The organism is Arthrobacter sp. V1I7 (assembly GCF_030817015.1).
Classification (GTDB): domain Bacteria; phylum Actinomycetota; class Actinomycetes; order Actinomycetales; family Micrococcaceae; genus Arthrobacter.
This window is the reverse complement of sequence record NZ_JAUSYS010000001.1, coordinates 3,292,679-3,318,219: the sequence shown is the minus strand read 5'-3', so window position 1 is coordinate 3,318,219 and position 25,541 is coordinate 3,292,679. Positions and strand designations below refer to the sequence as shown.

The following is a 25,541-nucleotide window of genomic DNA, read 5'->3' as shown; positions in this document are numbered from 1 at the left end:
CGCCATCCCCCAACCTTCCCTACCCTCGCAAGCTCGGGCAGGGGACCCTGTGTCGGTGGGCCCTGTTGGGAAACGGCGCCGTCGTCGGCAGCTAAAGCGGTTGCTAGATCTTACGGGACAGGATGGCCTGCTTGACCTCGGCGATTGCCTGCGTGACCTGGATGCCGCGGGGGCAGGCTTCGGTGCAGTTGAAGGTGGTGCGGCAGCGCCACACGCCTTCCTTGTCGTTGAGGATCTCCAGGCGCATGTCGCCGGCGTCATCGCGGGAATCGAAGATGAAGCGGTGCGCGTTGACGATCGCGGCCGGGCCGAAGTACTGGCCGTCGGTCCAGAACACCGGGCAGGACGAGGTGCACGCGGCGCAGAGGATGCACTTGGTGGTGTCATCGAATCGCTCGCGGTCCTCGGCGGACTGCAGGCGTTCCTTGGTGGGCTCGTGGCCGCGGTTGATCAGGAAGGGCATGACTTCGCGGAAGGACTGGAAGAACGGCTCCATGTCCACGATCAGGTCCTTCTCCACCGGCAGGCCCTTGATCGGCTCGACCGTGATGGGCTTGGACGTGTCCAGGTCCTTCAGCAGGGTCTTGCAGGCGAGGCGGTTGCGGCCGTTGATGCGCATGGCATCGGAACCGCAGACGCCGTGGGCGCAGGACCGGCGGAAGGAGACGCTGCCGTCGATTTCCCACTTGATCTTGTGCAGGGCATCAAGGACGCGGTCGGTGCCGTACATGGTGACCTTGAAGTCATCCCAGGTGGCGTCCTCGGAGACCTCGGGATTGTAGCGGCGCACCCGCAGGGTGACGTCGAAGGACGGGATGTCCCCGCCGCCGCCGACGTGCGCGGGCAGTTCGATCCTGGAGGCTGGCTCAGCAAGTTCAGCGGTCATCTTAGTACTTCCTCACCATCGGCTCGTAACGCGTAAAGACCACCGGTTTGGTGGCAAGCCGGATGCCGGCTGTTGTTTTTGCGGTCCCCGCAGCCCCGTCCGCCGGTGCTTGGATATCCTTGTACGCCATCGAGTGCTTCATGAATTTTTCGTCGTCGCGCTCGGGGAAGTCCTCGCGGAAGTGTCCGCCGCGGGATTCCTCGCGGTGCAGGGCCGCTACGGTCATGACCTTGGCGAGCTCCAGCAGGAAGCCCAGTTCCACGGCCTCGAGCAGGTCCAGGTTGAAGCGCTTGCCCTTGTCCTGGACGCTGATGCGCTGGTAGCGCTCCTCGAAGGACGCGATGTCCCGCAGGACCTGGTCCAGCGTCTCCGCGGTGCGGAACACCTGCATGTTGGCGTCCATGGTGTCCTGCAGTTCCTTGCGGATCGCGGCGACCTTCTCGGTGCCGTCAGCCGTGCGGACGTGGTTCAGCAGGTCCAGCGTGTAGGCCTCGGGATCTGCCGGCAGTTCCACGAAGTCCGCGGTCCTGGCGTATTCCGCGGCGGCAATGCCGGCGCGCTTGCCGAAGACGTTGATGTCCAGCAGCGAGTTGGTGCCGAGGCGGTTGGAGCCGTGCACGGAGACGCAGGCGACCTCACCGGCGGCGTAGAGGCCCGGGACCACGGTGTCGTTGTCCTGGAGCACCTCGGCGCTGATGTTGGTGGGGATGCCGCCCATGGCGTAATGCGCCGTCGGGAAGACCGGAACCGGCTCCGTGTACGGTTCCACGCCGAGGTAGGTGCGGGCGAACTCGGTGATGTCCGGGAGCTTGGCGTCGATGTGCGCCGGCTCCAGGTGGGTCAGGTCGAGGAGGACGTAGTCCTTGTTCGGGCCGCAGCCGCGTCCCTCACGCACCTCGTTGGCCATGGAGCGGGCCACGATGTCGCGGGGTGCGAGGTCCTTGATGGTCGGGGCGTAACGCTCCATGAAGCGCTCACCCTCGGAGTTGCGCAGGATCGCGCCTTCGCCGCGGGCGGCCTCGGACAGCAGGATGCCCAGGCCGGCGAGGCCTGTCGGGTGGAACTGGAAGAACTCCATGTCCTCCAGGGGGATGCCGCGGCGGAACGCGATGCCCATGCCGTCACCGGTGAGCGTGTGGGCGTTGGAGGTGGTCTTGAAGACCTTGCCGGCGCCGCCGGAGGCGAACACCACGGACTTGGCCTGGAAGACGTGCAGCTCGCCGGAGGCGAGGTCGTAGGAGACGACGCCGGCAACGCGCTTCTGCTTGTACGGGGTGCCGTCCTCGCGGACCGCGTCTTCCTCGACGGTCAGCAGGTCCAGCACGTAGTACTCGTTGTAGAACTCGACGTTGTGCTTGACGCAGTTCTGGTACAGGGTCTGCAGGATCATGTGGCCGGTGCGGTCGGCGGCGTAGCAGGCGCGGCGGACCGGAGCCTTGCCGTGATCGCGGGTGTGGCCACCGAAACGGCGCTGGTCAATGCGGCCCTCGGGCGTGCGGTTGAACGGCAGGCCCATCTTTTCGAGGTCCAGGACGGCGTCGATCGCTTCCTTCGCCATGACCTCGGCTGCATCCTGGTCAACGAGGTAGTCGCCGCCCTTGATGGTGTCAAAGGTGTGCCACTCCCAGTTGTCTTCCTCGACGTTGGCCAGGGCCGCACACATGCCCCCCTGCGCCGCACCGGTGTGGGAGCGGGTGGGGTACAGCTTGGTCAATACTGCCGTTCGGGCGCGCTGACCTGATTCAATCGCCGCGCGCATCCCGGCGCCACCGGCACCGACGATGACGACGTCGTACTTATGGACCTGCATACCAGACGCTCTTTCTCTCAAAATTCGCTATCAACCACCGGCCGGCGGAGCCTGCCCGGTGAAGTCTCGTGAAATCCCGTACCTGCACCCGGCAGGCAAGGATGGGTTGCCTTGACGGACCGTAGCCTGTGCCCGCAGGGCACGGCACGGAACGGCAGCGCCTCCGCTACGGTGCGGGGCAGAAGCCGCCCGGCAGCTGGACGCCGTTGACCACGGGGCACGGGTCAAAGGTGAAGATGACCAGGGTGCCCAGGACGATGATGACGGTGGTGGCCGCGTACAGGACGAGCTTGAGCCAGAAACGCGTGGCGTCCTTTTCGGCGTAGTCGTTGATGATGGTGCGGACACCGTTGGTGCCGTGCAGCATGGCCAGCCACAGCATGGCCAGGTCCCAGGTCTGCCAGAACGGGTCGGCCCACTTGCCGGCCACGAAGCCGAAGTCGATGGCGTGGATGCCCTCGCCCACCAGCAGGTTGACGGTCAGGTGGCCGAAGATCAGGACCACGAGGACGACGCCGGACAGCCGCATGAAGAGGCCAGGCGAACATCTCGAAGTTACCCTTGGAAGGGCCGCTGCGATTGTATTGCGGGGCAACGCGGCCGGCGCCGATCTTGGCCGCTCGTGGGCTTTGAATCTCAGTTGCATCCATGGCTAGTGACCTCCAAGGGCGAGGGAAAGGTGGCGGATGGAGAAGCCCACCATGACGACGGCCCAGAGAATGAGCACCGCCCACAGCATCTGGCGCTGGTACTTGGCGCCCTTCTTCCAGAAGTCGACGGCGATGATCCGCAGGCCGTTGAAGGCGTGGAACACGATCGCTGCGACAAGGCCCGTTTCACCCAGGGCCATCAGGGGGTTCTTGTAGGCACCGATCACGGCGGTGTAGGCCTCGGGGGACACACGCACCAATGAGGTGTCCAGCACGTGGACCAACAAGAAGAAAAAGATCACTACACCGGTAATGCGATGTCCAACCCAGGACCACATGCCTTCACGGCCGCGGTACAAGGTGCCAGCTGGTTTTGTCGGCACTGAATAAACCTCCCTGCAACACAGCGGCGCTGGCATGGGATCCACGCGGGGGGAACGCCTGCTGCGAGAGCACTCGTAAGCTCAAGCCTAAATCTAGGCTTCGCTCACAGCTTATTCAATTCAGCACCCGGCAGGTGACGGGCCCCGGCGCGGTTTTCGGGCCCTTTTGAGACAAACGCCACATTTGCCGCCGGGCGCCGGGCGGTTGCCGGCCGGCCGCTGGAGCGGGCGGTGTGGCCGGAAGGCGGAGTCCTGCGCGTGCCCCAAGCCGTGTCCTGTGCCCTGCTCCGGGGCGGCGGGACCGTATTCGGCTAAAGTAGCCCTGATGACTACAGACAAAGTGACAAGCCAGGACCCGTCCCAGGACCCAGTGCAGGATGCCGTACTGCGCCGTTTCATTGCGGTGATCCCGGCCGGCGGAGTGGGGACCCGCCTCTGGCCCTTGTCGCGGGCGGCAGCCCCGAAATTCCTGCACGACCTCACGGGTTCGGGCAGCACCTTGCTGCGCGCCACCTACGACCGGCTCCAGCCCCTGGCGGGCAAGCGCGTGCTCGTCGTCACCGGGACCGCCCACCGCGCCGCGGTCTGCCGCCAGCTGCCGGAGGTGCAGGACGCCGACCTGGTGCTGGAGAGCGAGCCGAAGGATTCAGGCGCTGCGATCGGCCTTGCCGCGGCCATTCTGCACGAGCGGGACCCAGACACCATCATGGGTTCCTTCGCCGCGGACCACGTGATCAGCCCGGACAACCTGTTCCAGGCGGCCGTCCGAGAGGCCATCCACACCGCGGCGGCCGGCAAGATCGTCACGATCGGCATCAAGCCCACGCATCCCTCCACCGGGTTCGGATACATCCGTGCCGGCGAAGCCCTCGGCGTGCCGGCTGCCCCCACCGCCCAGGCCGTCGTCGAGTTCGTCGAGAAGCCCAGCGAAGAGGTGGCCCAGGAGTACGTGGACAGCGGCGAGTACGTGTGGAACGCCGGCATGTTCGTGGCCCCCGTGTCCCTGATGCTCAAGCACCTCGAGGCCAACCAGCCCGAACTCTTCGTCGGGCTCCAGGAAATCGCCAAGTCCTGGGACACCCCGCAGCGGGACGAGGTCACGGCCCGCGTCTGGCCCACCCTGCCCAAGATCGCCATCGACTACGCCGTCGCCGAACCGGCCGCCGCCGCCGGTGACGTCGCCGTCGTGCCCGGTGCCTTCCGCTGGGACGACGTCGGGGACTTCGCCTCGGTGGGGCGGCTCAACAGCGCCAAGGAAGTCAAGGACGTCACCGTGATCGGCGAGGGCGCCCGCGTCTTCACCGAAAACGCCAGCGGCGTCGTCGTCTCCGACACCAAACGCGTGATCGCCCTGATCGGCATCAAGGATGTCGTGATCGTGGACACCCCGGATGCCCTGCTGGTCACCACCAAGGAGCACTCCCAGCGGGTCAAGCAGGCCGTCGACGCCCTCAAAGCCAGCGGCGACACCGACGTCCTGTAGCTTCCGGCCGGCCAGTCGCTGCCCGCCGGGCCAGTCGCTGCAGGCCGGCCAGGACTGGCGGCGGGGCCAGGACTGGGGGCCACGATTGTTCGGGAACCCGTAACGCGCCGTACCCAATGCCGCTAATTGTTACCCGCTCGATAGAGTTATCGGGTGCGCAATTACACTACTGAAGCTGAACCCACCACGCTCGTGGAGCCGTGGCTGGAGCCCCTCCTGCCGGAGCTGATCGCCTTCCGACGTGACCTGCATGCGCACCCGGAACTGTCCTTCAAGGAGTTCCGCACCACTGACAAGCTCGCCAAGCGACTCGAGGCCGCCGGGCTCAAGCCCCGTCGCCTGGAGGGTACCGGCCTGACCGTGGACGTCGGCGAGGGGCCCATCGCCACCGCCCTCCGCGGCGACATCGACGCCCTCCCGATCATCGAGGAGACCGGGCTCGAGTTCGCATCCAAGAACCACGGCGTGACGCACGCCTGCGGGCACGACGTGCACACCACCACCATGCTCGGCATCGCCCTAATCCTGCAGCGCATGCATGAGGAGTCCCCGCTGGGGGGCACCGTCCGGATCATCTTCCAACCCGCCGAAGAGACCATGCCCGGCGGTGCGCACGCCTGCATCGAGCAGGGCGTGCTGGAGGGCGTTCCCCGCATCCTGGCCCTGCACTGCGACCCCCGGATCAACGTCGGCAAGATCGGCACCCGCATCGGCGCCATCACCTCGGCCTCGGACACGATCAAGATCGAACTGACCGGGCGCGGCGGCCACACCTCCCGCCCGCATCTGACCGAGGACCTCGTCTTTGCCCTGGCCCAGATCGCGGTCAACGTCCCCGCGGTGCTGTCCCGCCGGGTGGATGTCCGCAGCGGCGTATCCGTGGTCTGGGGCCATATTTCGGCCGGCTCCGCTCCAAACGCGATCCCGGCCAGCGGCTACATGGCGGGCACCATGCGCTGCCTGGACCGCGACGCCTGGCATAGCGCCGGACAGATCCTCGACGAGGTGGTGCAGGAGATCGCGGCGCCCTACGGCGTGGACGTCCACCTCGAACACACCCGGGGGGTGCCCCCGGTGGTGAACTCCGAACACGAGACCGCCCTCATCGAGGCCGCGGCCCGCGCCGAGATCGGCGAGGGCGCCGTCGTCCTGACGCCGCAGTCGATGGGCGGCGAGGACTTCGCCTGGTTCCTCGCAGAAACCCCCGGCGCCATGATGCGGCTGGGCACCAAAACCCCCGGAGGCGAGGAATACGACCTCCACCGCGGCGACTACATCCTGGACGAGCGCGCCCTCGGCCTCGGCATCCAGGTCCTCACCGCCGCGGCGCTGCGAACCATCCGCGACCTCTAGGAACGATTCCTCCGCTATTTGGAGTTCGCTGCGCCGCCAGTTCGGTCATGCAGTGTTCGGTCATGCATTCTTCGGTCGGTGACTGTTCGGTTGTGCACAATTCAATTGTGAACTACGGTTGGGCTGTGACCATCGAGCCGAGCCTCCCCGCCCCGAGACCCGACGACCTCCGCCTCAACCGGCAGGTCTGCTTTGCGATGTACTCTGCGTCGCGGGCAGCCACCGCGGTGTACCGGCCCCTGCTCGAGGAGCTCGGGCTGACCTACCCGCAGTACCTCGTGATGCTGGTGCTCTGGGAAGAGCAGCCGCGCAGCGTCCGGGAGCTGGGGGCGGAGCTGGGCCTCGACTCGGGCACCCTCTCGCCCCTGCTCAAGCGGCTCGAGGCCCTGGGCCTCGTGGAACGGCGCCGGTCCGCGGAGGACGAGCGCCGGGTGGAGGTCTTCCTGACCGACCCCGGCGCGGCCCTGAGCGCCAGGGCCACCGGCATACCGCAACAGCTCGCGGACGCCGCCGGGCTCTCGCCCGCAGAACTTGACCAGCTCCGGGACACGCTCGGCCGGCTTACCGCCGCGCTGCACGCCTCCCGCTGACCCCTTCCCGCCGACGTGTCCGACGTCGAAAGCGCGGGAAGCGCGCCCATTCGCCGGAAGTTTACGGCGCCTCGGCAGGTTTCCGGCGAACCCGCTTAGCACTCGCCTCCAACAGAACGGAACCCCTTGAAGACGCTCTACACAGCAGAGGCACTCGCCTCCGGTGAGAACCGTGACGGCAGCGCCCGCAGCCAGGACGGCAAACTCAATGCCGAGGCCCTCGTGGCGAGGGCGCACCGGATCTGCCCGGACTCCAACGCCACCCGCGGAAACATGACCGTCGACATCAGCATTCTGGAGGTCACAGCATGAGCACCCAGGGCGTACCCACCACGCAGCTCGCCACTACGCAGCTCCCCACGACCACGCGCGAGATCCAGCTGGCGTCCCGGCCGCACGGCCGCCCGGTGCCGGAGAACTTCCGGCTCGCGGAGACCCCGCTGCCGGCCCTGCAGGACGGCCAGGTGCTGGTCCGCAACCGCTACATCTCGGTCGACCCGTACATGCGGGGCCGGATGAACGACGTCAAGTCCTATTCCGCGCCGTTCGCCCTGGACGCGGCGCTCAGCGGCGGCGCCGTCGGCGAGATTATCGCCTCCCGGGCCGAGGTCCGGGCGGTGGGGGACACTGTCGTGCACCAGCTCGGCTGGCGGGAGTACGCCGTCGTGGACGCCGCCGCCACCACGCCGGCCCGCACGGACCTTGCCCCGGCTTCCGCGTTCCTCGGAGCCCTCGGCATGACCGGTCTCACCGCATACGCCGGGTTGTTGAAGGTCGCCGAGTTCACGCCGGGCGACGCGGTCTTCGTCTCCGGAGCAGCCGGGGCCGTGGGTTCCCTGGTGGGCCAGATCGCCAAGGCCAGGGGAGCCGCGCGGGTGATCGGCAGCGCCGGCAGTGCCGAGAAGGTGGCGCGGCTGCTGGAGCTCGGCTTCGACGCCGCATTCAACTACCACGACGGCCCGGTCCGTGAGCTGCTGCAGGAGGCAGCCGGGAAGAACGGGATCGACGTCTACTTCGACAACGTCGGCGGGGATCACCTCGAGGCGGCGCTCTCGGTCCTGAACGTGGGCGGACGGGTGGCCATGTGCGGCGCCATTTCGCAGTACAACGCCACCGTCGCCCCGGCTGCCCCCCGCAACCTGGCCGTCGCCATCGGCAAGCAGCTGACCCTCCGCGGCTTCCTCGTGAGCGGACAGCGGCAGCATTCCGCTGAATTCGCCCAGCAGATGGCGGCCTGGCTGGCGGACGGCACGGTCCGGTACGACGAGACCGTGGTGGACGGGCTGGAGAATGCGCCGCAGGCATTCATTGACCTGCTCGACGGCGCCAACACCGGCAAGATGCTCGTCCGGGTCTAGCGCCGCTGGCCCGCGGCCGGCACGGGGCTACCGCCTGGTAACAAGTTCTCAACAATCCGGGGAATTGCGCAATGGTGTGCTATCTGCACGTGGCGCAGGACACTAAAGTAGCTTGCATCAGTGCGCCTCGGCGCAGTGCTGCGAATTCCATCAGTGAAAACAGCGTTGCAGCGGCAACACCGCCAACAGACACTCATTGAGCTCCGTCGTGGCGCTTACTCTTTCTTCCTGGAGGAACATTGAAGAACTCTCTGCGTGTCACCCTCAAGCGCGGTTCCATGGCCGGTGTTGCCACCGCGGGCGCGGCTGCACTCCTGTTGACCGGTTGCGGGGCGGCCCCCGACGCCGGCAGCAGCGCCACCCAGACGGCCAGCGATTACACCGGCTGCATCGTCTCCGACTCGGGTGGATTCGACGACCAGTCGTTCAACCAGTCCTCATACGAGGGACTGAAGAAGGCCGAGAAGGACCTGGGCATCAAGGTCAACCAGATTGAGTCCCAGACCAACAACGACTTCGAGCCCAACCTGCGCGCCATGGTCACGGCCGGCTGCGACCTGACCGTCACGGTCGGCTTCCTGCTCGGCGACGCCACGAAGGCCCAGGCCACGGCAAACCCGAACAGCCACTTCGCCATCATCGACTTCGGCTACGACACCCCGATCGCCAACGTGAAGCCGATCATCTACGACACGGCGCAGGCGGCCTTCCTGGCCGGTTACCTCGCGGCAGGCACCACCAAGACCGGAACGGTTGCCACCTTCGGCGGCATCAAGATCCCCACGGTCACCATCTTCATGGACGGCTACGCCGACGGCGTCAAGTACTACAACGAACAGAAGGGCAAGAACGTCAAGGTCCTCGGCTGGGACAAGGCAGCCCAGGACGGCAGCTTCACCGGCGACTTCGTGAAGCAGGACACAGGTAAGCAGCTGACCCAGAACTTCCTGGACCAGGGCGCAGACATTGTGATGCCCGTCGCCGGTCCGGTTGGCAAGGGTGCCGGCGCGGCCCTGAAGGAAGCCAAGGCAGCAGGCAAGGACGTCAAGCTCATCTGGGTCGACTCCGACGGCTTCCGCACCGCACCGGAGTACAAGGACCTGATGCTTACCTCCGTCATGAAGCTCATGGGCGAGGCAGTGGAGAACGTGGTGAAGGAAGACAAGGACGGCAAATTCACGAACACGCCGTACGTCGGCACCCTCGCGAACGACGGCGTGCAGCTGGCTCCGTTCCACGACCTCGATTCCGCTGTTCCGGCCGAGCTGAAGACCGAGCTGGACCAGATCAAGAAGGACATCACCGACGGCAAGCTGAAGGTCGAATCCGCAGCCAGCCCGAAGGCCTGACTTCCTCCGCTAAGCGCCGCGGCCCGTACGGTCATCCACCGCACGGGCTGTGGCGCTTTTCGTTGAGCGGGCTACGCTTCGCTGCAGGCCACAGGCACTAGGCTGGTGCTGCAGCCCCATCATCTGTCCGGGCGAAGCCTGCCGGACACTTCGAGATTGGTCAGAGTTTTGAAACTTGAACTCAAGGGGATCACCAAACGCTTCGGCTCCCTGGTCGCCAACGATCACATCGACGTGGTCGTTGAACCCGGGCAGATCCACTGTCTGCTCGGCGAGAACGGCGCCGGCAAGTCCACGCTGATGAATGTGTTGTACGGGCTGTACGAGCCCACCGAGGGCGAAATCCTCATCGACGGAAAACCCGTCACCTTCCGCGGCCCCGGAGACGCCATGGCCGCCGGCATCGGCATGGTGCACCAGCACTTCATGCTGGTCCCCGTCTTCACGGTTGCCGAAAACGTCGCCCTGGGAGCGGAAGTCACCAAGGCCGGCGGCTTCCTGAACCTCGACGACACGCGCCGGAAGATCAAGGAGATCTCCGACCGGTACGGCTTTGACGTCGATCCCGATGCCCTGATCGAAGACCTCCCGGTGGGCGTGCAGCAGCGCGTCGAAATCATCAAGGCGCTCGTCCGGGACGCCAAGGTGCTGATCCTCGACGAGCCGACCGCCGTGCTGACCCCGCAGGACACCGATGAGCTGCTGGACATCATGCGCCAGCTGAAGAGCCACGGCACCTCGATCGTCTTCATTTCGCACAAGCTCCGTGAGGTCAAGGCCGTCTCGGACACCATCACGGTGATCCGGCGCGGCAAGGTGGTCGGCAGCGCCGATCCCGGCGCCTCGACGACGGAGCTCGCCTCCATGATGGTGGGCCGGGCCGTCAGCCTGACCCTGGACAAGGCCCCGGCCAAGCCGCAGGAAAAGACCTTCCAAGTCCGGGACCTCACGGTCATTGCGCCGAGCGGCCAGCACGTCGTGGACGGCATCAGCTTCGACATCGCCCGCGGCGAGATCCTCGCCATCGCCGGAGTCCAGGGCAACGGCCAGACCGAACTCACCGAGGCCATCCTGGGCCTGCAGGACCGGGTCCAGGGCTCCATCCTGCTCGACGGCGAAGAGCTTGTGGGCCGCAACGTCAAGGACATCCTGAACTCCGGCGTCGGCTTCGTGCCCGAAGACCGCTCCGTCGACGGGTTGATCGGTACCTTCTCGATTGCCGAAAACCTGATCCTGGACCGCTACGACCAGGCACCGTTCGCCAAGGGCATCAGCATGAGCCCGGCCAAGATCCTGGAGAACGCGAAAACCCGGATCGACGAGTTCGACGTGCGCACCCCGTCCGGTTTGCTCGCCGCAGGCACCCTGTCCGGCGGCAACCAGCAGAAGGTCGTCATGGCGCGCGAGCTGTCCCGTCCGCTGCGCCTCTTCATCGCCTCACAGCCCACCCGAGGCGTCGACGTGGGATCCATCGAGTTCCTGCACAAACGCATCGTGGCCGAGCGGGACCAGGGCACCCCGGTGATGATCGTCTCCACCGAACTGGACGAGGTGATCGAGCTGGCCGACCGGATCGCGGTGCTCTACAAGGGCAAGCTCGTGGGGATTGTCCCCGCGGGCACCGGACGCGACGTCCTCGGACTGATGATGGCCGGGCTCTCCCCGGCCGACGCCCAGGCAGACACCGCCACCAGGCACCACGCCGGCACCCGGGCCATTAACCCGGCGCATGCCGCGCAGCCCGTGCAGGAGCCCCATTCCGGCGCCGTAGGAGAACACCATGACTGAAAAACACCAGCCACGCCACGCGGCTGAACCGGGTCCGGACACGGCGCCGGGCGCGGGCACGGCGCCGGGCACGGCGCCCGAGGACGAGATCCAGGCACCGGACGCCGCCTCGGTCACCGCTCTGGACACCGCCGGCGGCGCGATGCGGCCCTCGGCCGTGCCCGTCTCGGCCCAGAGCGGCTCCGTCCCGGGCCGCCCGGACTCTGTGCTGCGCAGGATCTCCACCGGCAGCGGCATGGTCTCCGTCCTCGCCGTGCTGCTCGCGCTGACCCTGGGCGGCCTGCTCATCGCCAGCACCGACAGACAGGTCGGCGCCACGGCGGGCTACCTCTTTGCCCGCCCCAGCGACTTCTTCTCCGCCGTGTGGTCCGCCGCCACCCGCTCCTACGTGGCCCTGTTCCAGGGCTCGGTGTACAACCCCCGGGGTTCCGGCGTCGGCGGCCAGTTCGCCCCGCTGCTGGAAACCCTCACGATCGCGACCCCGCTGATCACGGCCGGCCTGGGCGTCGCCCTGGCCTTCCGCGCCGGCCTGTTCAACATCGGCGCCCAAGGCCAGATCATCATGGCCGGCATCCTCGCGTCCTGGGTCGGCTTCGCGCTGCACCTTCCGCTGGGGCTGCACCTGCTGCTGGTCCTGCTGGCCGGCGTCGTCGGCGGTGCCGTCTGGGGCGGCCTCGTCGGGCTGCTCAAGGCCAGGACCGGCGCCCACGAGGTGATCGTGACGATCATGTTCAACTACATCGCGCTCTACCTCGTGCGCTACCTGCTGGACACTCCGGCGTTCCAGCGGCCGGGGGAGACCACCCCGATCTCCCCGGTCCTGGACCCGACCGCCGTGTATCCGCAGATCCTCGGCAGCCAGTACCGGCTGCACCTGGGCTTCCTGCTGGCCATCGCGGCCACCGTGTTCGTCTGGTGGCTGCTGAACCGCTCCACGATCGGCTTCGAGTTCCGTGCCGTCGGCGCCAACCCCAAGGCGGCGCTGAGCGCCGGCATCAACGTGCCGCGCGCCACGATCCTGGGGATGGCAATCGCCGGCGGCCTGGCCGGACTCTCCGGCGTCGCCCAGGTGGCGGGCACCGAAAAGGTCCTCACCGACGGCGTCGCGGCCACGTACGGCTTTGACGCCATCACGGTGGCGCTGCTGGGACGTTCGACGCCGTGGGGCACCTTCGCCGCCGGCGTGCTGTTCGGCGCCTTCCGCGCCGGAGCGGTCCAGATGCAGATCCAGACCGGAACCCCGATCGACATCGTGCTGGTGGTCCAGTCCCTGATCGTGCTGTTCATCGCGGCCCCGCCCCTGATCCGGGCGATCTTCGGACTCAACCCGCGCAAGAAGAAGGCCGCACCTGCCGGCAGGTCCCGGCCGGCAGCAACCACCGGAGGTGCAGCATGAGCACAACAGCGACGTCGCCTCAACCGGGAAAAGCGCAGCCGGACAAACCCGGATCGGGACAGACCCAGCCGGCCACTGACGCCAAACCCGCGGTGACCTTCAAACCCGTGACCTGGAAGCTGCCGGTGACGCTGCTGGTGCTGGGCGTCGTCGCGTTCATCTTCTTCGGCCTGCTCGGTCCCAACCAGACCGCCAGGTTCGGCATTTCCTCCAGCGGCGACTTCTTCCAGCTGCCGGCGATCGAAGTGCCTGCCTTCCTCGGCGGGATAGTCCTCTCCGTGATCATGCTGGGCCTGGCGGGCTACGCCCTTTTCCTCAAGGCCAGGAACCAGCGGCCGCCGCGCTGGCTGCCGATCGCGTTCATTGTCCTCTTCGTGGCCGCCTTCCTGATCTGGGTGGTCGGCGGCGCCCGGACCCCCAGCATCTCGCTGGCCGGCCTGATCGCCGGATCGGTCACCCTCGCCGTGCCGCTGGTCTTTGGATCGCTGTCCGGCGTGCTCTGCGAACGCGTCGGCGTCGTCAACATCGCCATCGAAGGACAGCTCCTGGGCGGTGCCTTCACGGCCGCGATCGTGGCAACCCTGACCCACAACCCCTTCGTGGGCCTGCTCGCCGCGGCCGTTGCGGGAGCCGTCGTGTCCATGGTGCTGGCGTTGTTCAGTATCAGGTATGTGGTCAACCAGATCATCGTCGGCGTGGTGCTCAACGTCCTGGTGTCCGGCCTCACCGGCTTCCTGTTCAGCACCGTCATGCAGGCGGACAAGGAGATGTTCAATGCCCCCGGCCAGCTGCCGATCATCGAGATCCCCGTGCTCTCCAGCATCCCCGTGCTCGGCCCCATCCTGTTCAAGCAGTCGGTCGTCGGCTACCTTATGTACGCCGCCGTTTTCCTGGTGTGGGTCGGGTTGTTCAAGACCAAGTGGGGCCTGCGGGTCCGGGCCGTGGGCGAACACCCGCAGGCGGCGGACACCATGGGCATCAAGGTCAACGCGACCCGGTTCTGGAACGTCACCCTCGGCGGCGCCATCGCCGGCATCGGCGGATCGTTCTTCACCCTCGTGGCAATCGACAGCTTCACCAAGGAGATCTCCGGCGGCCGCGGCTTCATTGCCCTCGCCGCCCTGATCTTCGGCCGCTGGAACCCGATCGGGGCGTTCTTCGCCGCCCTGCTGTTCGGTTTCGCGGACAACCTGCAGAGCATCGTGACCATCATCGGTACCCCGGTCCCGAGCCAGTTCATGGCCATGCTGCCGTACCTCGTGACGGTGCTGGCCGTGGCCGGGCTCGTGGGCCGGTCCCGTCCTCCCGCCGCCAGCGGCATACCGTACGTCAAGGGCTGACGGGCGTGGGAAGCAACGACGTCGACTGGGCCGCCCTCGAGGCCGCCGCGGTCGCCGCGATGAGCAATGCGTATGCGCCCTATTCGAAGTTCGCGGTGGGGGCAGCAGCCCTCACCGCGGACGGCCGGATCGTCAGCGGCTGCAATGTCGAGAACGCCAGCTACGGACTGACCCTGTGCGCCGAGTGCGCGCTCGTCGGCAATCTGCACATGACCGGCGGCGGGCTGCTGCGCGCCTTCTACTGTGTCGACGGCGAGGGGAACGTCCTGATGCCGTGCGGACGCTGCCGGCAGCTGCTCTACGAATTCCGGGCTCCGGACATGGAGCTCATGACCACGCAGGGAATCAGGACCATGGACCAGGTCCTTCCCGATGCCTTTGGCCCCCAACACCTGGAGGAACCCCGGTGACACAAGTGACCCAGACCAACAGCAGCTCCGAAGCGTTCGACGCCGTCGACATCATCCGTATCAAGCGGGACAAGGGCGTGCTCAGCCCCGCGCAGATCGACTGGACCATCGACGCCTACACCCGCGGCGCGATCGCCGACGAGCAGATGGCGGCCCTCAACATGGCCATCCTGCTCAACGGCATGGACCGGGCCGAGATCTCCCGCTGGACCGCGGCGATGATCGCCTCCGGCGAGCGGATGGACTTCTCCAGCCTGCGCCGGTCCGACGGCGGCGTGAAGCCCACGTCCGACAAGCACTCCACCGGCGGCGTGGGGGACAAGACCACCCTGCCGCTGGCACCCCTCGTCGCGGTCTTCGGCGTGGCCGTGCCGCAGCTGTCCGGCCGCGGCCTGGGCCACACCGGCGGGACCCTGGACAAGCTCGAAGCGATCCCGGGCTGGCGCGCGGCGCTGAGCAACGAGGAGATGCTGGCCCAGCTCCAGGACGTGGGGGCCGTGATCTGTGCCGCGGGCGCGGGCCTGGCTCCGGCCGACAAGAAGCTCTACGCCCTGCGGGACGTCACCGGAACGGTCGAAGCCATCCCGCTGATCGCGTCCTCCATCATGAGCAAGAAGATCGCCGAAGGCACCGGCTCCCTCGTGCTCGACGTCAAGGTGGGCAGCGGCGCCTTCATGAAGGACGAGGCCCGCGCCCGCGAACTGGCCGAGACCATGGTGGCCCTCGGCAAGGACGCCGGCGTCAACACCGTGGCCCTGCTGACGAACATGGACACGCCGCTGGGCCTGACAGCGGGCAACGCGATCGAGGTGGAGGAATCCGTGGAGGTTCTCGCCGGCGGGGGCCCGGAAGACGTCGTCGAGCTGACCGTCCGGCTGGCGGAGGAGATGCTGGCGTGCGCCGGAGTCCGCGACGCCGATCCGCGCGCGGCCCTCAAGGATGGCCGGGCCATGGATATCTGGAACCGCATGATCGAGGCGCAGGGCGGGGACCCGCGCGCGAAGCTGCCGGTCGCGAAGGAGGCCGAGGTCATCTACGCGCCCGCGGACGGCGTGCTGGTGGAACTCGACGCCCTGGCCGTCGGGGTCGCCGCCTGGCGCCTGGGCGCAGGCCGCGTGCGGAAGGAAGACCAGGTCCAGGCCGGGGCGGGCGTGCGCCTGCATGCCAAGCCCGGCGCCTTGGTCAAGGCCGGGGAGCCGCTGATGACCCTGCTGACCGACACGCCGGAGAAGTTCGAGCGGGCCAGAGAAGCGCTGGAGCACGCCGTGGTGATCGCCCCGGAGGGCTCCCGCCCGGCCCAGCAGCTGATCATCGACCGCATCGCCTGAGCAGCGCCCCGTTGCCCGGACACGCCCCGTTGCCGCCGGACCCGCCCCGCGTTGCCGCCGGCAGTACACTGGCTCCACGGCAGCACTCCCCAGCCCGGCCGTGTGATAGGAAACCGTGCAGGCAATCAACGAATTCATTCTGGCAGCCGCAGGTCAACCCTGGGTCCTCTTCCTCGTGTTCGCGTGCTGCGTGATTGACGGCTTTTTCCCGCCGATTCCGAGTGAATCTGTGGTGGTCGGGCTAGCCGCCGTCGCCGCCACGGCAGACGTACCCAATCCGCTGTCCCTGGCCGCCGTCGCCGCGGCCGGCGCCTTCCTGGGCGACAACACCGCCTACCTCATCGGCCGCCGCACGGGCACGCACCGCTGGGCGTGGATGCGGGGTCCCCGCATGCAGAAAGCCTTTTCCTGGGCCGGTAAGGAACTGCGCAAGCGCCCGGCGTCACTGATTCTGGTGGCGCGTTTCGTCCCCATCGGCCGGGTGGCCGTGAACCTGGCCGCCGGCGTCTCGCGCTATCCAAGGCGCCGGTTCCTGGCGTTGACAGTGCTTTCCGCGCTGCTATGGGCCGGGTATTCCGTCGCGATCGGACTGTTCTTCGGGCAGTGGTTCGAAGACAACCACCTGCTCGGTGCGACCGTCGCAATCGTCTGCGCGATCGTGCTCGGCATCGTTGTGGATTTCGGCATCAGCAGGATCCACGGAAAGGTCCCGGCTGACGCCGACCCGACGCTGCCTCCCGCGGAGGGGATAGGCCGGCAGTGAACCTCCGTGAAACCGTAGCGAATGGTGCCATCGCCGTGGGACACTTAGGGGCGATTTACGTCACTTTCCGCTGGCAGAACATGTGCCACATTTTCGTCTAGGAGCCATGCCCGCGTGGAGTTCATTAATGAGGCCGTGCTCCATGCAGCTGGCCAGTGGTGGATATACCCCCTCCTCCTGGTCTTCTTCTTTGTGGACGGCTTCGCGATGGTGGTCCCGAGTGAGACCCTGATTGTTGCCCTCGCGGCGTTCTCCCGCAACAGCGGCGAGCCCAACCTCTGGATCCTGGGCCTGACCGCCCTTGTCGGTGCCATCGCGGGCGACAACATGGCCTACCTCCTGGGCCGGAAGATCGGCCTGGATCGGTTCCGCTGGATGCGCAGACCGAAGGTCCAGAAGGCGTTCGGCTGGGCGCGCTATGAGCTGGAGAAGCGCGGCGCCGTCCTGATCTTCACCGCCCGTTACATCCCGTGGGGACGTGTCGCGGTGAATTATGTTGCCGGCACCACGGGCTTCCCGCACCGGAGATTCTTCCTCCTCGACGCGTTCGCCTGCCTTACGTGGGTGGCCTACTCCATCGGCATCGGCATCCTGGCCAGCTCCTTCGAGTGGCTGCACAGCAGCCCACTGCTGGGCGCCGGCATTGCGGTGGTATTCGCGATCGTGCTGGGTGTGCTGATCGATCATGTCCTCCGCTGGTGGCACAAGCGACTCGGGCGCCACGACGCCGAGGTCGTGGACGAGTGGCTCGACGGCGGCCCCACGCACGAGCCGGCCGCCGCTGCCGTCCCTGCACCGATGATCGCGTCCGGGGATGCCGGGGTCGGCAGAAAGTAGCATCCGGGGTCCTCCGACCCTAAGGTGGGAACGTGACTGAGACTATTCCTGACGCTGCCCCTGACCTCGACTTCGACCTGAAGGGCCTTCCCAAGGTTTCCCTTCACGACCACCTGGATGGCGGGCTGCGTCCGGCCACCATCATCGAACTGGCCGAGGCCGTCGGGCACGCGCTGCCCTCGACCGACGCAGTCGCGCTGGGGGAGTGGTTCCGCGAATCCGCCGACTCAGGCTCCCTGGTCCGCTACCTTGAAACGTTCGACCACACCATCGCCGTCATGCAGACCAAGGACGGCCTCTTCCGGGTCGCCAAGGAGTTCGTCGAGGACCTGGCGGACGACGGCGTCGTCTACGGCGAAGTCCGCTGGGCACCCGAGCAGCACCTGCAGAAGGGCCTGAGCCTGGACGAAGTGGTGGAGGCCGTGCAGGCCGGCTTCGATGCGGGTGTGGACGCCGTCGCGGAGACCGGCCGCGATATCCAGGTCGGCCAGCTCATCACCGCCATGCGCCACGCGGACCGCGGCCAGGAGATTGCCGAACTCGCCGTCCGCCACCGCAACAATGGCGCCGTCGGCTTTGACATCGCCGGCGCCGAAGACGGTTTCCCGGCCTCCCGGTTCAAGGACGCCTTCACCTATCTGGCAGAGCACAACTTCCCGGCCACCGTGCACGCCGGCGAGGCCGCCGGACTGGAAAGCATCCAGTCCGCGCTCGTGGACGGCCGGGCGCTGCGCCTGGGCCACGGCATCCGGATCGCCGAGGACGTCACCGTCGAGTTCGAGGAAGACGACGACGCCGACGAGGACGAAAGCGACAACATCGGCCTCGTGACCCTCGGCGAGCTCGCCAGTTGGGTCCGCGACCGCGGCATCGCCCTGGAGATCTGCCCGTCCTCCAATCTGCAGACCGGCGCCATTGCCGGCTTCGGCGAGGGAATCGAAAGCCACCCGCTGGACATGCTCTACCAGCTCGGCTTCAACGTCACCATCAACACGGACAACCGGCTGATGAGCGGCGTGACCCTGACCGACGAGTTCGAACTGCTCGTGGAGACCTTCGACTACGACCTCGATGACCTGTTGGAGCTGACCCTCAACGCAGCCGAGGCGGCCTTCCTTCCGCTGGAGGAGAAGGAAGCCCTCGTCGAGTACATCAACGAGGCCTACGGGGACCTTGGCTAGCGAGGACGCCTCACCCGTCCGGGAGCTGGCTGGGCCCACATCAGCAGGGGTCCCCAGGCGAGCTGGCGAGCTTGGGGAGCTGGCTGGGCCCACATCAGCAGGGGTCCCCAGGCGAGCTGGCGAGCTTGGGGAGCTGGCTGGGCCCACATCAGCAGGGGTCCCCAGGCGAGCTGGCGAGCTTGGGGAGCTGGTGGGGACGATAGCGGCGCTGCGCGAGCATTGCCCCTGGATGGGCGCCCTCACGCATGAATCCCTCGTGGAGTACCTCCTTGAGGAGGCCCACGAGGTCGCCGAGACCATCGAGGCCGGCGGCGGGGATACCGAATTGCAGGCCGAGCTGGGTGACGTCCTGCTTCAGGTTGTCCTGCACGCCCGGCTCGCGCAGGAGCGCGGCGCCTTCGATCTCGACGACGTCGCCCGTGGCCTCACCGCAAAGATGATCCGGCGCAACCCGCACGTGTTCCATCCCGACGGCACCCTGCAGGACACCTTCCCGGCGACGGTGGAGGAAATCGTCCGAGAGTGGGACGCCGTCAAGCGTTCCGAAAAGCTGCTGCACACGGAGAAATCCCATCCCGGGAACGCCCTTGACGGCGTACCCGCGGCGCTCCCGGCCCTGGCCCGGGCCCAGAAGCTCCTGGACCGCGCCGAGCGGGCCGGCCTCACGCCGGCCGGAACCGAAAGCGCCGTCAGCCCAAGCGCCGTCGATGTCCCCAACACCGAAGAGGAACTCGGGGAGCTGCTTTTCGGCATCGCCGCGGCCGCCCGGGCCAATGGGCTCGACGCCGAACGCGCCCTCCGCGGCGCCGCCCGCCGTTTCCAGGACAGCCACGCTCTCCCGCCGTCGCCATGATGATGACGTCCGGGGACTGGATGGGTTGGCGTAACCTGCACCACTCTCGACTAGGCTAGGAGGGACGAGGACGTCGGCTTTCCGTTTGATTCCAGCTCGAGTCCCAGCAGTCATTCCCCAGCAGATCGCTTCACCAAAGGAGCATATTCATGGCGCTTATCGATGCCATCCACGCCCGCGAGATCCTCGATTCCCGTGGCAACCCGACCGTAGAAGTTGAAGTTCTGCTGTCCGACGGCCAGATCGGCCGCGCAGCAGTCCCCTCCGGAGCCTCCACCGGCGAGCACGAGGCCGTTGAGCTCCGCGACGGTGACAAGGGCCGTTACCTCGGCAAGGGCGTCCAGAAGGCTGTCGACGCCGTTATCGACCAGATCGCCCCGGCCCTGATCGGCTTCGACGCCACCGACCAGCGCAGCATCGACCAGTCCATGATTGACCTGGACGGCACCGCCAACAAGAGCAAGCTCGGCGCCAACGCCATCCTGGGCGTCTCCCTGGCCGTCGCCAACGCCGCGGCCGCGTCCGCGGACCTGCCTCTCTACAAGTACCTGGGCGGCCCGAACGCCCACGTCCTGCCGGTTCCGTTGATGAACATCCTCAACGGCGGCTCGCACGCCGATTCCGACGTCGACATCCAGGAATTCATGGTTGTCCCGCTCGGCGCCGAGACCTTTTCCGAAGGCCTTCGCTGGGGCGTCGAGGTCTACCACGCCCTCAAGGCCGTGCTGCAGGAAAAGGGCCTCTCCACCGGCCTCGGCGACGAGGGTGGCTTCGCGCCGAACCTGCCGTCCAACCGTGCTGCCCTGGACCTGATCCAGGAAGCCATCAAGAACGCCGGCTACACCCCGGGCAAGGACATCGCCCTGGCCCTCGACGTAGCCTCCTCGGAGTTCTTCACCGACGGTGCTTACCAGTTCGAGGGCAAGGCCCTCAGCTCTGCAGAGATGAGCGCCTACTACGCGGAACTCGTCGCCGACTACCCGCTGGTCTCGATTGAAGACCCGCTGGATGAGAACGACTGGGACGGCTGGAAGGCCCTCACCGACGCCGTCGGCGACAAGGTCCAGATCGTCGGTGACGACCTCTTCGTGACCAACCCCGAGCGCCTGCAGACCGGCATCGACTCGCGCACCGCCAACTCGCTGCTGGTCAAGGTCAACCAGATCGGTTCACTGACCGAGACTCTCGACGCCGTGTCCCTCGCCCAGCGCGCGGGTTACACGACCATCACCTCGCACCGCTCCGGCGAAACCGAGGACACCACCATTGCTGACATCTCCGTTGCCACCAACGCGGGCCAGATCAAGACCGGTGCCCCGGCCCGCTCCGAGCGCGTTGCCAAGTACAACCAGCTGCTGCGCATCGAAGAAGAACTGGACGACGCCGCACGCTACGCCGGCCGCAGCGCCTTCCCGCGTTTCAAGGGCTAGTAGCAACGAAAACGAGTAACCGGTGGCTATGGTTGAATGACCATGGCCGCCGGTTCTGTTTTTGGCACCCGCGTTGATGCCGGGTTGGCATCCGCGTTGGCGCCGGATTGGCGCCGCCGGTCCCGGCCACGGATGTCAGTACAAAGCAGCAAGCCAGCCCAGCAGGGACCGGGCATTACAGGAGTGACATGGCCACCCGCCGCCCCAAGGTTCCCCGGGCCACGCCCGCGGCCCCGAAGTCCCAGGACAAGGGCGACGGCGGCGACGTCATCCAGGCGGACTTTGGCGGCCGGACGGCGCCGGGCTACGCAGCCGCCCCTGCGTCCGGCTCCCGCCACGACAGCCCGCAGCAGGACGCCGGCAGGGCCGCTCCCGGCAAAGCCGCAGCGGACCGGCAGCTTTCCTCGGCCCGGACCAGCACCGCCACAAGCAGTGACACAAAGGCCACCGGGACAAAGGCCACCGGGACCAAGGCCACCGGGACCAAGACAAACGGGACCAAGGCCAGCGGCGCCGGGAAGCCCCCCGCCGAACCGGACGAGGCCCCGATCCCGGCCAAAGCGTTCTCCGGACGCATGCTGGCATTGTCTGTGGTCATGATTGCGATCACCATCATGCTGGCGCCAACCGTCAAGATCTTCTTCGAGAAACGCGCCGAAATCGCCGCCCTGCAGGCCGATATCTCCGCGAAGCAGTCCGAACGGAACGACCTCAGGCGCCAGGTCTCCCGCTGGCAGGATCCCAACTACGTTAAGCAGCAGGCCCGCGACCGGATTAACATGGTTATGCCCGGAGAAACGGGCTACTGGGTCTTTGGCAGTGATCTTCCTGCCGGCGAGTCCGGTAGCGCGGCCGGAGCAGCAACATTCCAAGACCCTGCCAAGCTGCCATGGGTGGACACCCTCTGGGACTCCATCCGGCGTTCGGCAACTGACTAAAGCGGCGCCCGCCGCCGGCCGCTCCGACGGACAGGCCGTACAGGGCAGGAAAGGTGCCGCGCCAGTGGACGAGAACCGAGTGGACGAGACCCCCATGGCAGGGAATCCGGCAGCAGCGACGGCCGACGCCGCCAGCACGGCAGCGCCGCCAGAGTCCCGCCAGCCCTCAGGGCGCGACCTTGAGACCCTGAGCCGGCAGCTCGGCCGTCCGGTCCGGGACGTCGTGGAGATCCCGGCCCGCTGCGTCTGCGGCAACCCGCTCGTCGCGGCCACGTCGCCGCGGCTCAGCAACGGCACGCCGTTCCCCACCACCTTCTACCTGACGCACCCGGTCATCACCTCCGCCGTTTCGCGGCTGGAGGCTGCCGGGCTGATGAACGAGATGAACGAGCGGCTGGCTGCGGATGCGGCCCTGGCCGACGGCTACCGCGCCGCCCACGAGGCCTACCTGGCCTCCCGGGCCGAAATCGGCGTCCGGTCCGGCATCGGAGCCGTGCCCGAGATCAACGGTATTTCCGCCGGAGGGATGCCCACCCGGGTCAAATGCCTGCACGTCCTGGTGGGACACTCCCTCGCCGCGGGGCCCGGGGTGAATCCGCTCGGCGACGAGGCGATCGCCGGGATCGCAGAATGGTGGACCAGAGACCGCTGCTACTGCGACGGAGCGTGGGACACCGGCGGCGAGGTCCCCTCGCAGGACCTCAGCCGGCACGGACCGCAGGGCCTTCCGGAGATCGTGGGCCGGCCGGCCCCGGTCCGCCGCCCGGCACCCACGGCCCCCACCGAAAACTCGATAACCGCCGAAAACCCCGGAATCAGTGCAGGCTCAGGCACCGCCGGCTCGCCGGAGACCGGCCAGTGACGCGCGTCGCCGCCGTCGACTGCGGAACCAACTCCATCCGCCTCCTCATCGCGGATGTCGACTATGCGGACGTTGACATCGCGGACGACGACGCCGCCGGTGTTGACGCAGCCGCGGCCGGCGCCGGGGGCGGACCCCCCCGGCTCACCGACGTCGTGCGCGAAATGCGCGTCGTCCGCCTCGGCCAGGGCGTCGACGCCACCGGCGAATTCGCCCGGGAAGCCCTCGACCGCACCTTCGCCGCCACCCGGGAATACGCCGGACTGATCCGCCGCCACGGTGCTACAAAGGTCCGTTTCGTCGCGACCTCGGCCACCCGCGACGCGCGGAACCGGGAGGTCTTCATCGACGGGATCCGCGAACTCCTCGGCGTCGAACCCGAAGTGATCTCCGGCGACGAAGAAGCCGCCCTGTCCTTCGCCGGTGCCAGCAGCGTCCTGCCTTCGCGTGGCCCGGACCCTGTGCTCGTCGTGGATCTCGGCGGCGGCAGCACCGAGTTCGTGCTGGGGAACGCCGACGGCGTCATCGCGGCGAAGTCCGTCGACATCGGCTGCGTCCGGATGACCGAACGCCACCTCCGCAACGACCCGCCGACGGCGGAACAGATTGCCGCGGCGGAAGCCGACATCGACGCCGCCATCAGCGAGGCCGCACGGACCGTACCGCTGGACCGCAGCACCGTCGTCGTCGGGGTGGCGGGTTCCGTCACCACCATCACCGCCCACGCGCTGGACCTTCCGGAGTACTCCCCGGCGGCGATCCACGGAACCGAGCTCAGCCTGGCGGCCGTCCGCCGTGCCTGTACCGGCCTGCTGGAAATGACGCGGGCGGAGCGGGCCGCCCTGCCGTACATGCACCCCGGCCGGGTGGACGTGATCGGCGCCGGCGGACTCGTCTGGCGCCGCGTCCTGGAGCGCCTGGCGGAAGCCACCGAGGGGCGCATCCCCACGGCCGTCAGCAGCGAACACGATATTCTTGACGGCATTGCCCTCAGCATCAGCTAAACCCGGCATCCGCCGGAGGCAGCTCCGCCGGATGCACCCCGCTCCTCCTGCCGCAGCCCGACCCGAACTGCGGCGCCACCGCTGTACCGCCGATAGGACCCTAATGACCAGAGCAACAGCCCGGCCCCGCCGGACCGCCTCCGCGTTGATGGCCTTGGCCCTGGCGGGCGGAACCCTTTCGGCAACGCTGGCGGCGGCTCCCGCCGCGCACGCGGATTCCTGGCGCGACAAGCAGTACTGGCTCGCCGAGTCGGGAATCACCAAGGCCTGGGAGGTCTCCAAGGGCGCAAACGTCAAGATCGCCGTGATCGATAGCGGCGTGGACGGCACCCACCCGGATCTGGCCGGAGTGCTGTCCGGGGGAGCGGATGTGTCCGGCGCCGGCAGCCCGGACGGGCGGGAGAGCATCGGCGCCAAGCCGGAACACGGCACCCTGGTGGCCACCATGCTCGCGGGCCGCGGACACCAGCCCGCGGGGTCCACCGCCAGCGCCAGCCCCAGCGCACGCCCGGGTCCCACGGTCGGACCGGACGGGATTGTCGGGGTTGCGCCCGAGGCCCAACTGCTGTCGGTCTCCACCTGGCTCGGTTCGGCCAACCCCGGCGGCAAGAGTGACCAGGACCAGATCCCCGAGGCTGTCCGCTGGGCCGTCGACAACGGCGCCCGGGTCATCAACATCTCGCTCGGCAGTACCTCCCCGGAGTGGCCGCAGAGCTGGGACGCGGCTTTCCTCTACGCCGAGCAGAAGGACGTTGTGATCGTGGCCGCAGCCGGCAACCGGCTGGGCGGAAACATCCAGGTCGGCGCCCCGGCCACCATTCCCGGAGTGTTGACCGTGGCCGGGCTGGACCGCAAGGGGAGGGCCAGCGTCGATTCCTCTTCCCAGGGCATCAGCATCGGCGTAGCGGCCCCTGCCGAGAACCTGATCGGCGGCCTGCCGTCCGGCGGCTACGCCGAGTGGGCGGGCACCTCCGGCGCCACCCCCATCGTCGCCGGCGTCGCGGCCCTGATCCGTTCCGAGTGGCCGGACATGACGGCCAGCCAGGTCATCAACAGGATCGTCAGCACCGCGAAGGACACCGGGGCGGCCGGGAAGGACCCGATTTACGGCTTCGGGCTGCTCAACGCCGAGGCGGCTCTCAAAGCCGACGTGCCGGAAACCAAAACGAATCCGCTGGGCTCCATCTCGGACTGGATCCGCGTTCACCGCCGCGGAAACCTGGTGACGACGCCGGCCACAGAGGCGCCCGCTCCATCCAGTGCGGTGCCGACGCTGCCGGAGGCCACAGTGCCGGTGGCGGAGCGGCCCTCGCAGCTCGACAGCGCCGTCCCGGCCATGGTCGTCCTCGGCTTCGGGGCGCTGTTCGTGGCCATCATCGTGGCTGCGGTTTCCCAGCTCCGCCGGGCCGGACGCCCGGCCGCGACAGGAGGTCCGGCCGCGACAGGAGGTCCGGACGGGTCCGGAGGTCGGGACGCGTCCGGAGGACCGGGGACCCGGGTGCTGGATCCGGGGGATTCCGGGGGTAAAACGTAGTTAGTGAAGGTTTTC

General features: G+C 67.7%; 23 protein-coding genes and 1 pseudogene. 20 read left to right on the top strand and 4 right to left on the bottom strand.

What is annotated here, in order from left to right; translation table 11 throughout:
• Positions 1 to 103: 103 nt before the first annotated feature.
• The 4 genes and pseudogenes from QFZ69_RS15220 to sdhC all read right to left on the bottom strand — a co-directional run bounded on the left by QFZ69_RS15220 (position 104) and on the right by sdhC (position 3,729).
• Positions 104 to 886, bottom strand: coding sequence for a succinate dehydrogenase iron-sulfur subunit (locus QFZ69_RS15220; protein WP_306919418.1), 783 nt, complete (start codon positions 884 to 886; stop codon positions 104 to 106).
• 1 nt (position 887) lies between these two features.
• Positions 888 to 2,696, bottom strand: coding sequence for a succinate dehydrogenase flavoprotein subunit (gene sdhA, locus QFZ69_RS15215; protein WP_306919416.1), 1,809 nt, complete (start codon positions 2,694 to 2,696; stop codon positions 888 to 890).
• 166 nt (positions 2,697 to 2,862) lie between these two features.
• Positions 2,863 to 3,346 (bottom strand): annotated as a pseudogene (locus tag QFZ69_RS15210) (succinate dehydrogenase hydrophobic membrane anchor subunit).
• A 2-nt stretch (positions 3,347 to 3,348) separates the two neighbouring features.
• Positions 3,349 to 3,729, bottom strand: coding sequence for a succinate dehydrogenase, cytochrome b556 subunit (gene sdhC / locus QFZ69_RS15205; protein ID WP_144674233.1), 381 nt, complete (start codon positions 3,727 to 3,729; stop codon positions 3,349 to 3,351).
• A 325-nt stretch (positions 3,730 to 4,054) separates the two neighbouring features.
• Here sdhC and QFZ69_RS15200 point away from each other — a divergent pair, with 325 nt between their 5' ends.
• From QFZ69_RS15200 to QFZ69_RS15105, 20 genes are all read left to right on the top strand, one after another.
• Complete coding sequence (locus QFZ69_RS15200) at positions 4,055 to 5,212, top strand: mannose-1-phosphate guanylyltransferase (protein ID WP_306919412.1); 1,158 nt, start codon at positions 4,055 to 4,057, stop codon at positions 5,210 to 5,212.
• A gap of 153 nt (positions 5,213 to 5,365) precedes the next feature.
• Positions 5,366 to 6,565: an amidohydrolase gene (locus QFZ69_RS15195; RefSeq protein ID WP_306919410.1), complete on the top strand. Its 1,200-nt coding sequence runs from the start codon at positions 5,366 to 5,368 to the stop codon at positions 6,563 to 6,565.
• Positions 6,566 to 6,762: 197 nt separating this feature from the next.
• A complete protein-coding gene (locus tag QFZ69_RS15190) occupies positions 6,763 to 7,155 on the top strand; it encodes a MarR family winged helix-turn-helix transcriptional regulator (protein ID WP_306919715.1) in 393 nt (130 codons plus the stop codon).
• Positions 7,156 to 7,281: 126 nt separating this feature from the next.
• Complete coding sequence (locus QFZ69_RS15185; RefSeq protein WP_307000219.1) at positions 7,282 to 7,467, top strand: hypothetical protein; 186 nt, start codon at positions 7,282 to 7,284, stop codon at positions 7,465 to 7,467.
• On the top strand, positions 7,464 to 8,513 hold the full coding sequence (locus QFZ69_RS15180; protein WP_306919406.1) for an NADP-dependent oxidoreductase: 1,050 nt from the start codon (positions 7,464 to 7,466) through the stop codon (positions 8,511 to 8,513). Before QFZ69_RS15185 ends, QFZ69_RS15180 begins: the two co-directional genes overlap by 4 nt.
• A 278-nt stretch (positions 8,514 to 8,791) precedes the next feature.
• The gene (locus QFZ69_RS15175; RefSeq protein WP_306919714.1) at positions 8,792 to 9,862 is read left to right on the top strand and encodes a BMP family protein; all 1,071 of its coding nucleotides are present in this window, start codon (positions 8,792 to 8,794) and stop codon (positions 9,860 to 9,862) included.
• Positions 9,863 to 10,030: 168 nt separating this feature from the next.
• On the top strand, positions 10,031 to 11,650 hold the full coding sequence (locus QFZ69_RS15170; RefSeq protein ID WP_306919404.1) for an ABC transporter ATP-binding protein: 1,620 nt from the start codon (positions 10,031 to 10,033) through the stop codon (positions 11,648 to 11,650).
• Positions 11,643 to 13,046: an ABC transporter permease gene (locus tag QFZ69_RS15165; protein ID WP_307000216.1), complete on the top strand. Its 1,404-nt coding sequence runs from the start codon at positions 11,643 to 11,645 to the stop codon at positions 13,044 to 13,046. Before QFZ69_RS15170 ends, QFZ69_RS15165 begins: the two co-directional genes overlap by 8 nt.
• Positions 13,043 to 14,386, top strand: a complete 1,344-nt coding sequence (locus QFZ69_RS15160) for an ABC transporter permease (RefSeq protein WP_306919402.1) — start codon at positions 13,043 to 13,045, stop codon at positions 14,384 to 14,386. Before QFZ69_RS15165 ends, QFZ69_RS15160 begins: the two co-directional genes overlap by 4 nt.
• 5 nt (positions 14,387 to 14,391) lie before the next feature.
• Positions 14,392 to 14,796, top strand: coding sequence for a cytidine deaminase (locus QFZ69_RS15155; RefSeq protein WP_306919400.1), 405 nt, complete (start codon positions 14,392 to 14,394; stop codon positions 14,794 to 14,796).
• A 5-nt stretch (positions 14,797 to 14,801) separates the two neighbouring features.
• Positions 14,802 to 16,124: a thymidine phosphorylase gene (locus QFZ69_RS15150; RefSeq protein WP_306919713.1), complete on the top strand. Its 1,323-nt coding sequence runs from the start codon at positions 14,802 to 14,804 to the stop codon at positions 16,122 to 16,124.
• 115 nt (positions 16,125 to 16,239) lie between these two features.
• The gene (locus QFZ69_RS15145) at positions 16,240 to 16,887 is read left to right on the top strand and encodes a DedA family protein (RefSeq protein ID WP_306919398.1); all 648 of its coding nucleotides are present in this window, start codon (positions 16,240 to 16,242) and stop codon (positions 16,885 to 16,887) included.
• 114 nt (positions 16,888 to 17,001) lie between these two features.
• On the top strand, positions 17,002 to 17,724 hold the full coding sequence (locus QFZ69_RS15140; protein ID WP_306919396.1) for a DedA family protein: 723 nt from the start codon (positions 17,002 to 17,004) through the stop codon (positions 17,722 to 17,724).
• Between the two features lie 32 nt (positions 17,725 to 17,756).
• Positions 17,757 to 18,905, top strand: coding sequence for an adenosine deaminase (locus tag QFZ69_RS15135; RefSeq protein ID WP_306919394.1), 1,149 nt, complete (start codon positions 17,757 to 17,759; stop codon positions 18,903 to 18,905).
• Between the two features lie 229 nt (positions 18,906 to 19,134).
• Entirely contained in the window at positions 19,135 to 19,758 is a 624-nt protein-coding gene (locus tag QFZ69_RS15130; protein WP_306919712.1) for a MazG nucleotide pyrophosphohydrolase domain-containing protein, read from the top strand.
• 149 nt (positions 19,759 to 19,907) lie between these two features.
• Positions 19,908 to 21,188 carry a phosphopyruvate hydratase gene (gene eno, locus QFZ69_RS15125; protein WP_306919392.1) on the top strand — a complete coding sequence of 427 codons (1,281 nt, stop codon included), beginning with the start codon at positions 19,908 to 19,910 and terminating at the stop codon, positions 21,186 to 21,188.
• Positions 21,189 to 21,376: 188 nt separating this feature from the next.
• Positions 21,377 to 22,126, top strand: a complete 750-nt coding sequence (locus QFZ69_RS15120) for a septum formation initiator family protein (protein ID WP_306919390.1) — start codon at positions 21,377 to 21,379, stop codon at positions 22,124 to 22,126.
• Between the two features lie 94 nt (positions 22,127 to 22,220).
• On the top strand, positions 22,221 to 22,988 hold the full coding sequence (locus tag QFZ69_RS15115) for a DUF501 domain-containing protein (RefSeq protein ID WP_306919711.1): 768 nt from the start codon (positions 22,221 to 22,223) through the stop codon (positions 22,986 to 22,988).
• Positions 22,985 to 23,992 (top strand): Ppx/GppA phosphatase family protein, encoded by a 1,008-nt coding sequence (locus QFZ69_RS15110; protein ID WP_306919388.1) that lies wholly within the window; start codon positions 22,985 to 22,987, stop codon positions 23,990 to 23,992. Before QFZ69_RS15115 ends, QFZ69_RS15110 begins: the two co-directional genes overlap by 4 nt.
• 103 nt (positions 23,993 to 24,095) lie before the next feature.
• Positions 24,096 to 25,526: a S8 family serine peptidase gene (locus QFZ69_RS15105; protein WP_306919386.1), complete on the top strand. Its 1,431-nt coding sequence runs from the start codon at positions 24,096 to 24,098 to the stop codon at positions 25,524 to 25,526.
• Positions 25,527 to 25,541: the final 15 nt, after the last annotated feature.

Coding starts and splice junctions, on each gene's coding strand:
- QFZ69_RS15220 (WP_306919418.1), bottom strand. CDS start 886: ATGACCGCTGAACTTGCTGAGCCAGCCTCCAGGATCGAACTGCCCGCG.
- sdhA (WP_306919416.1), bottom strand. CDS start 2,696: ATGCAGGTCCATAAGTACGACGTCGTCATCGTCGGTGCCGGTGGCGCC.
- QFZ69_RS15200 (WP_306919412.1), top strand. CDS start 4,055: ATGACTACAGACAAAGTGACAAGCCAGGACCCGTCCCAGGACCCAGTG.
- QFZ69_RS15190 (WP_306919715.1), top strand. CDS start 6,763: ATGTACTCTGCGTCGCGGGCAGCCACCGCGGTGTACCGGCCCCTGCTC.
- QFZ69_RS15180 (WP_306919406.1), top strand. CDS start 7,464: ATGAGCACCCAGGGCGTACCCACCACGCAGCTCGCCACTACGCAGCTC.
- QFZ69_RS15175 (WP_306919714.1), top strand. CDS start 8,792: ATGGCCGGTGTTGCCACCGCGGGCGCGGCTGCACTCCTGTTGACCGGT.
- QFZ69_RS15165 (WP_307000216.1), top strand. CDS start 11,643: ATGACTGAAAAACACCAGCCACGCCACGCGGCTGAACCGGGTCCGGAC.
- QFZ69_RS15160 (WP_306919402.1), top strand. CDS start 13,043: ATGAGCACAACAGCGACGTCGCCTCAACCGGGAAAAGCGCAGCCGGAC.
- QFZ69_RS15130 (WP_306919712.1), top strand. CDS start 19,135: ATGGGCGCCCTCACGCATGAATCCCTCGTGGAGTACCTCCTTGAGGAG.
- eno (WP_306919392.1), top strand. CDS start 19,908: ATGGCGCTTATCGATGCCATCCACGCCCGCGAGATCCTCGATTCCCGT.
- QFZ69_RS15120 (WP_306919390.1), top strand. CDS start 21,377: ATGGCCACCCGCCGCCCCAAGGTTCCCCGGGCCACGCCCGCGGCCCCG.
- QFZ69_RS15115 (WP_306919711.1), top strand. CDS start 22,221: ATGGCAGGGAATCCGGCAGCAGCGACGGCCGACGCCGCCAGCACGGCA.
- QFZ69_RS15105 (WP_306919386.1), top strand. CDS start 24,096: ATGACCAGAGCAACAGCCCGGCCCCGCCGGACCGCCTCCGCGTTGATG.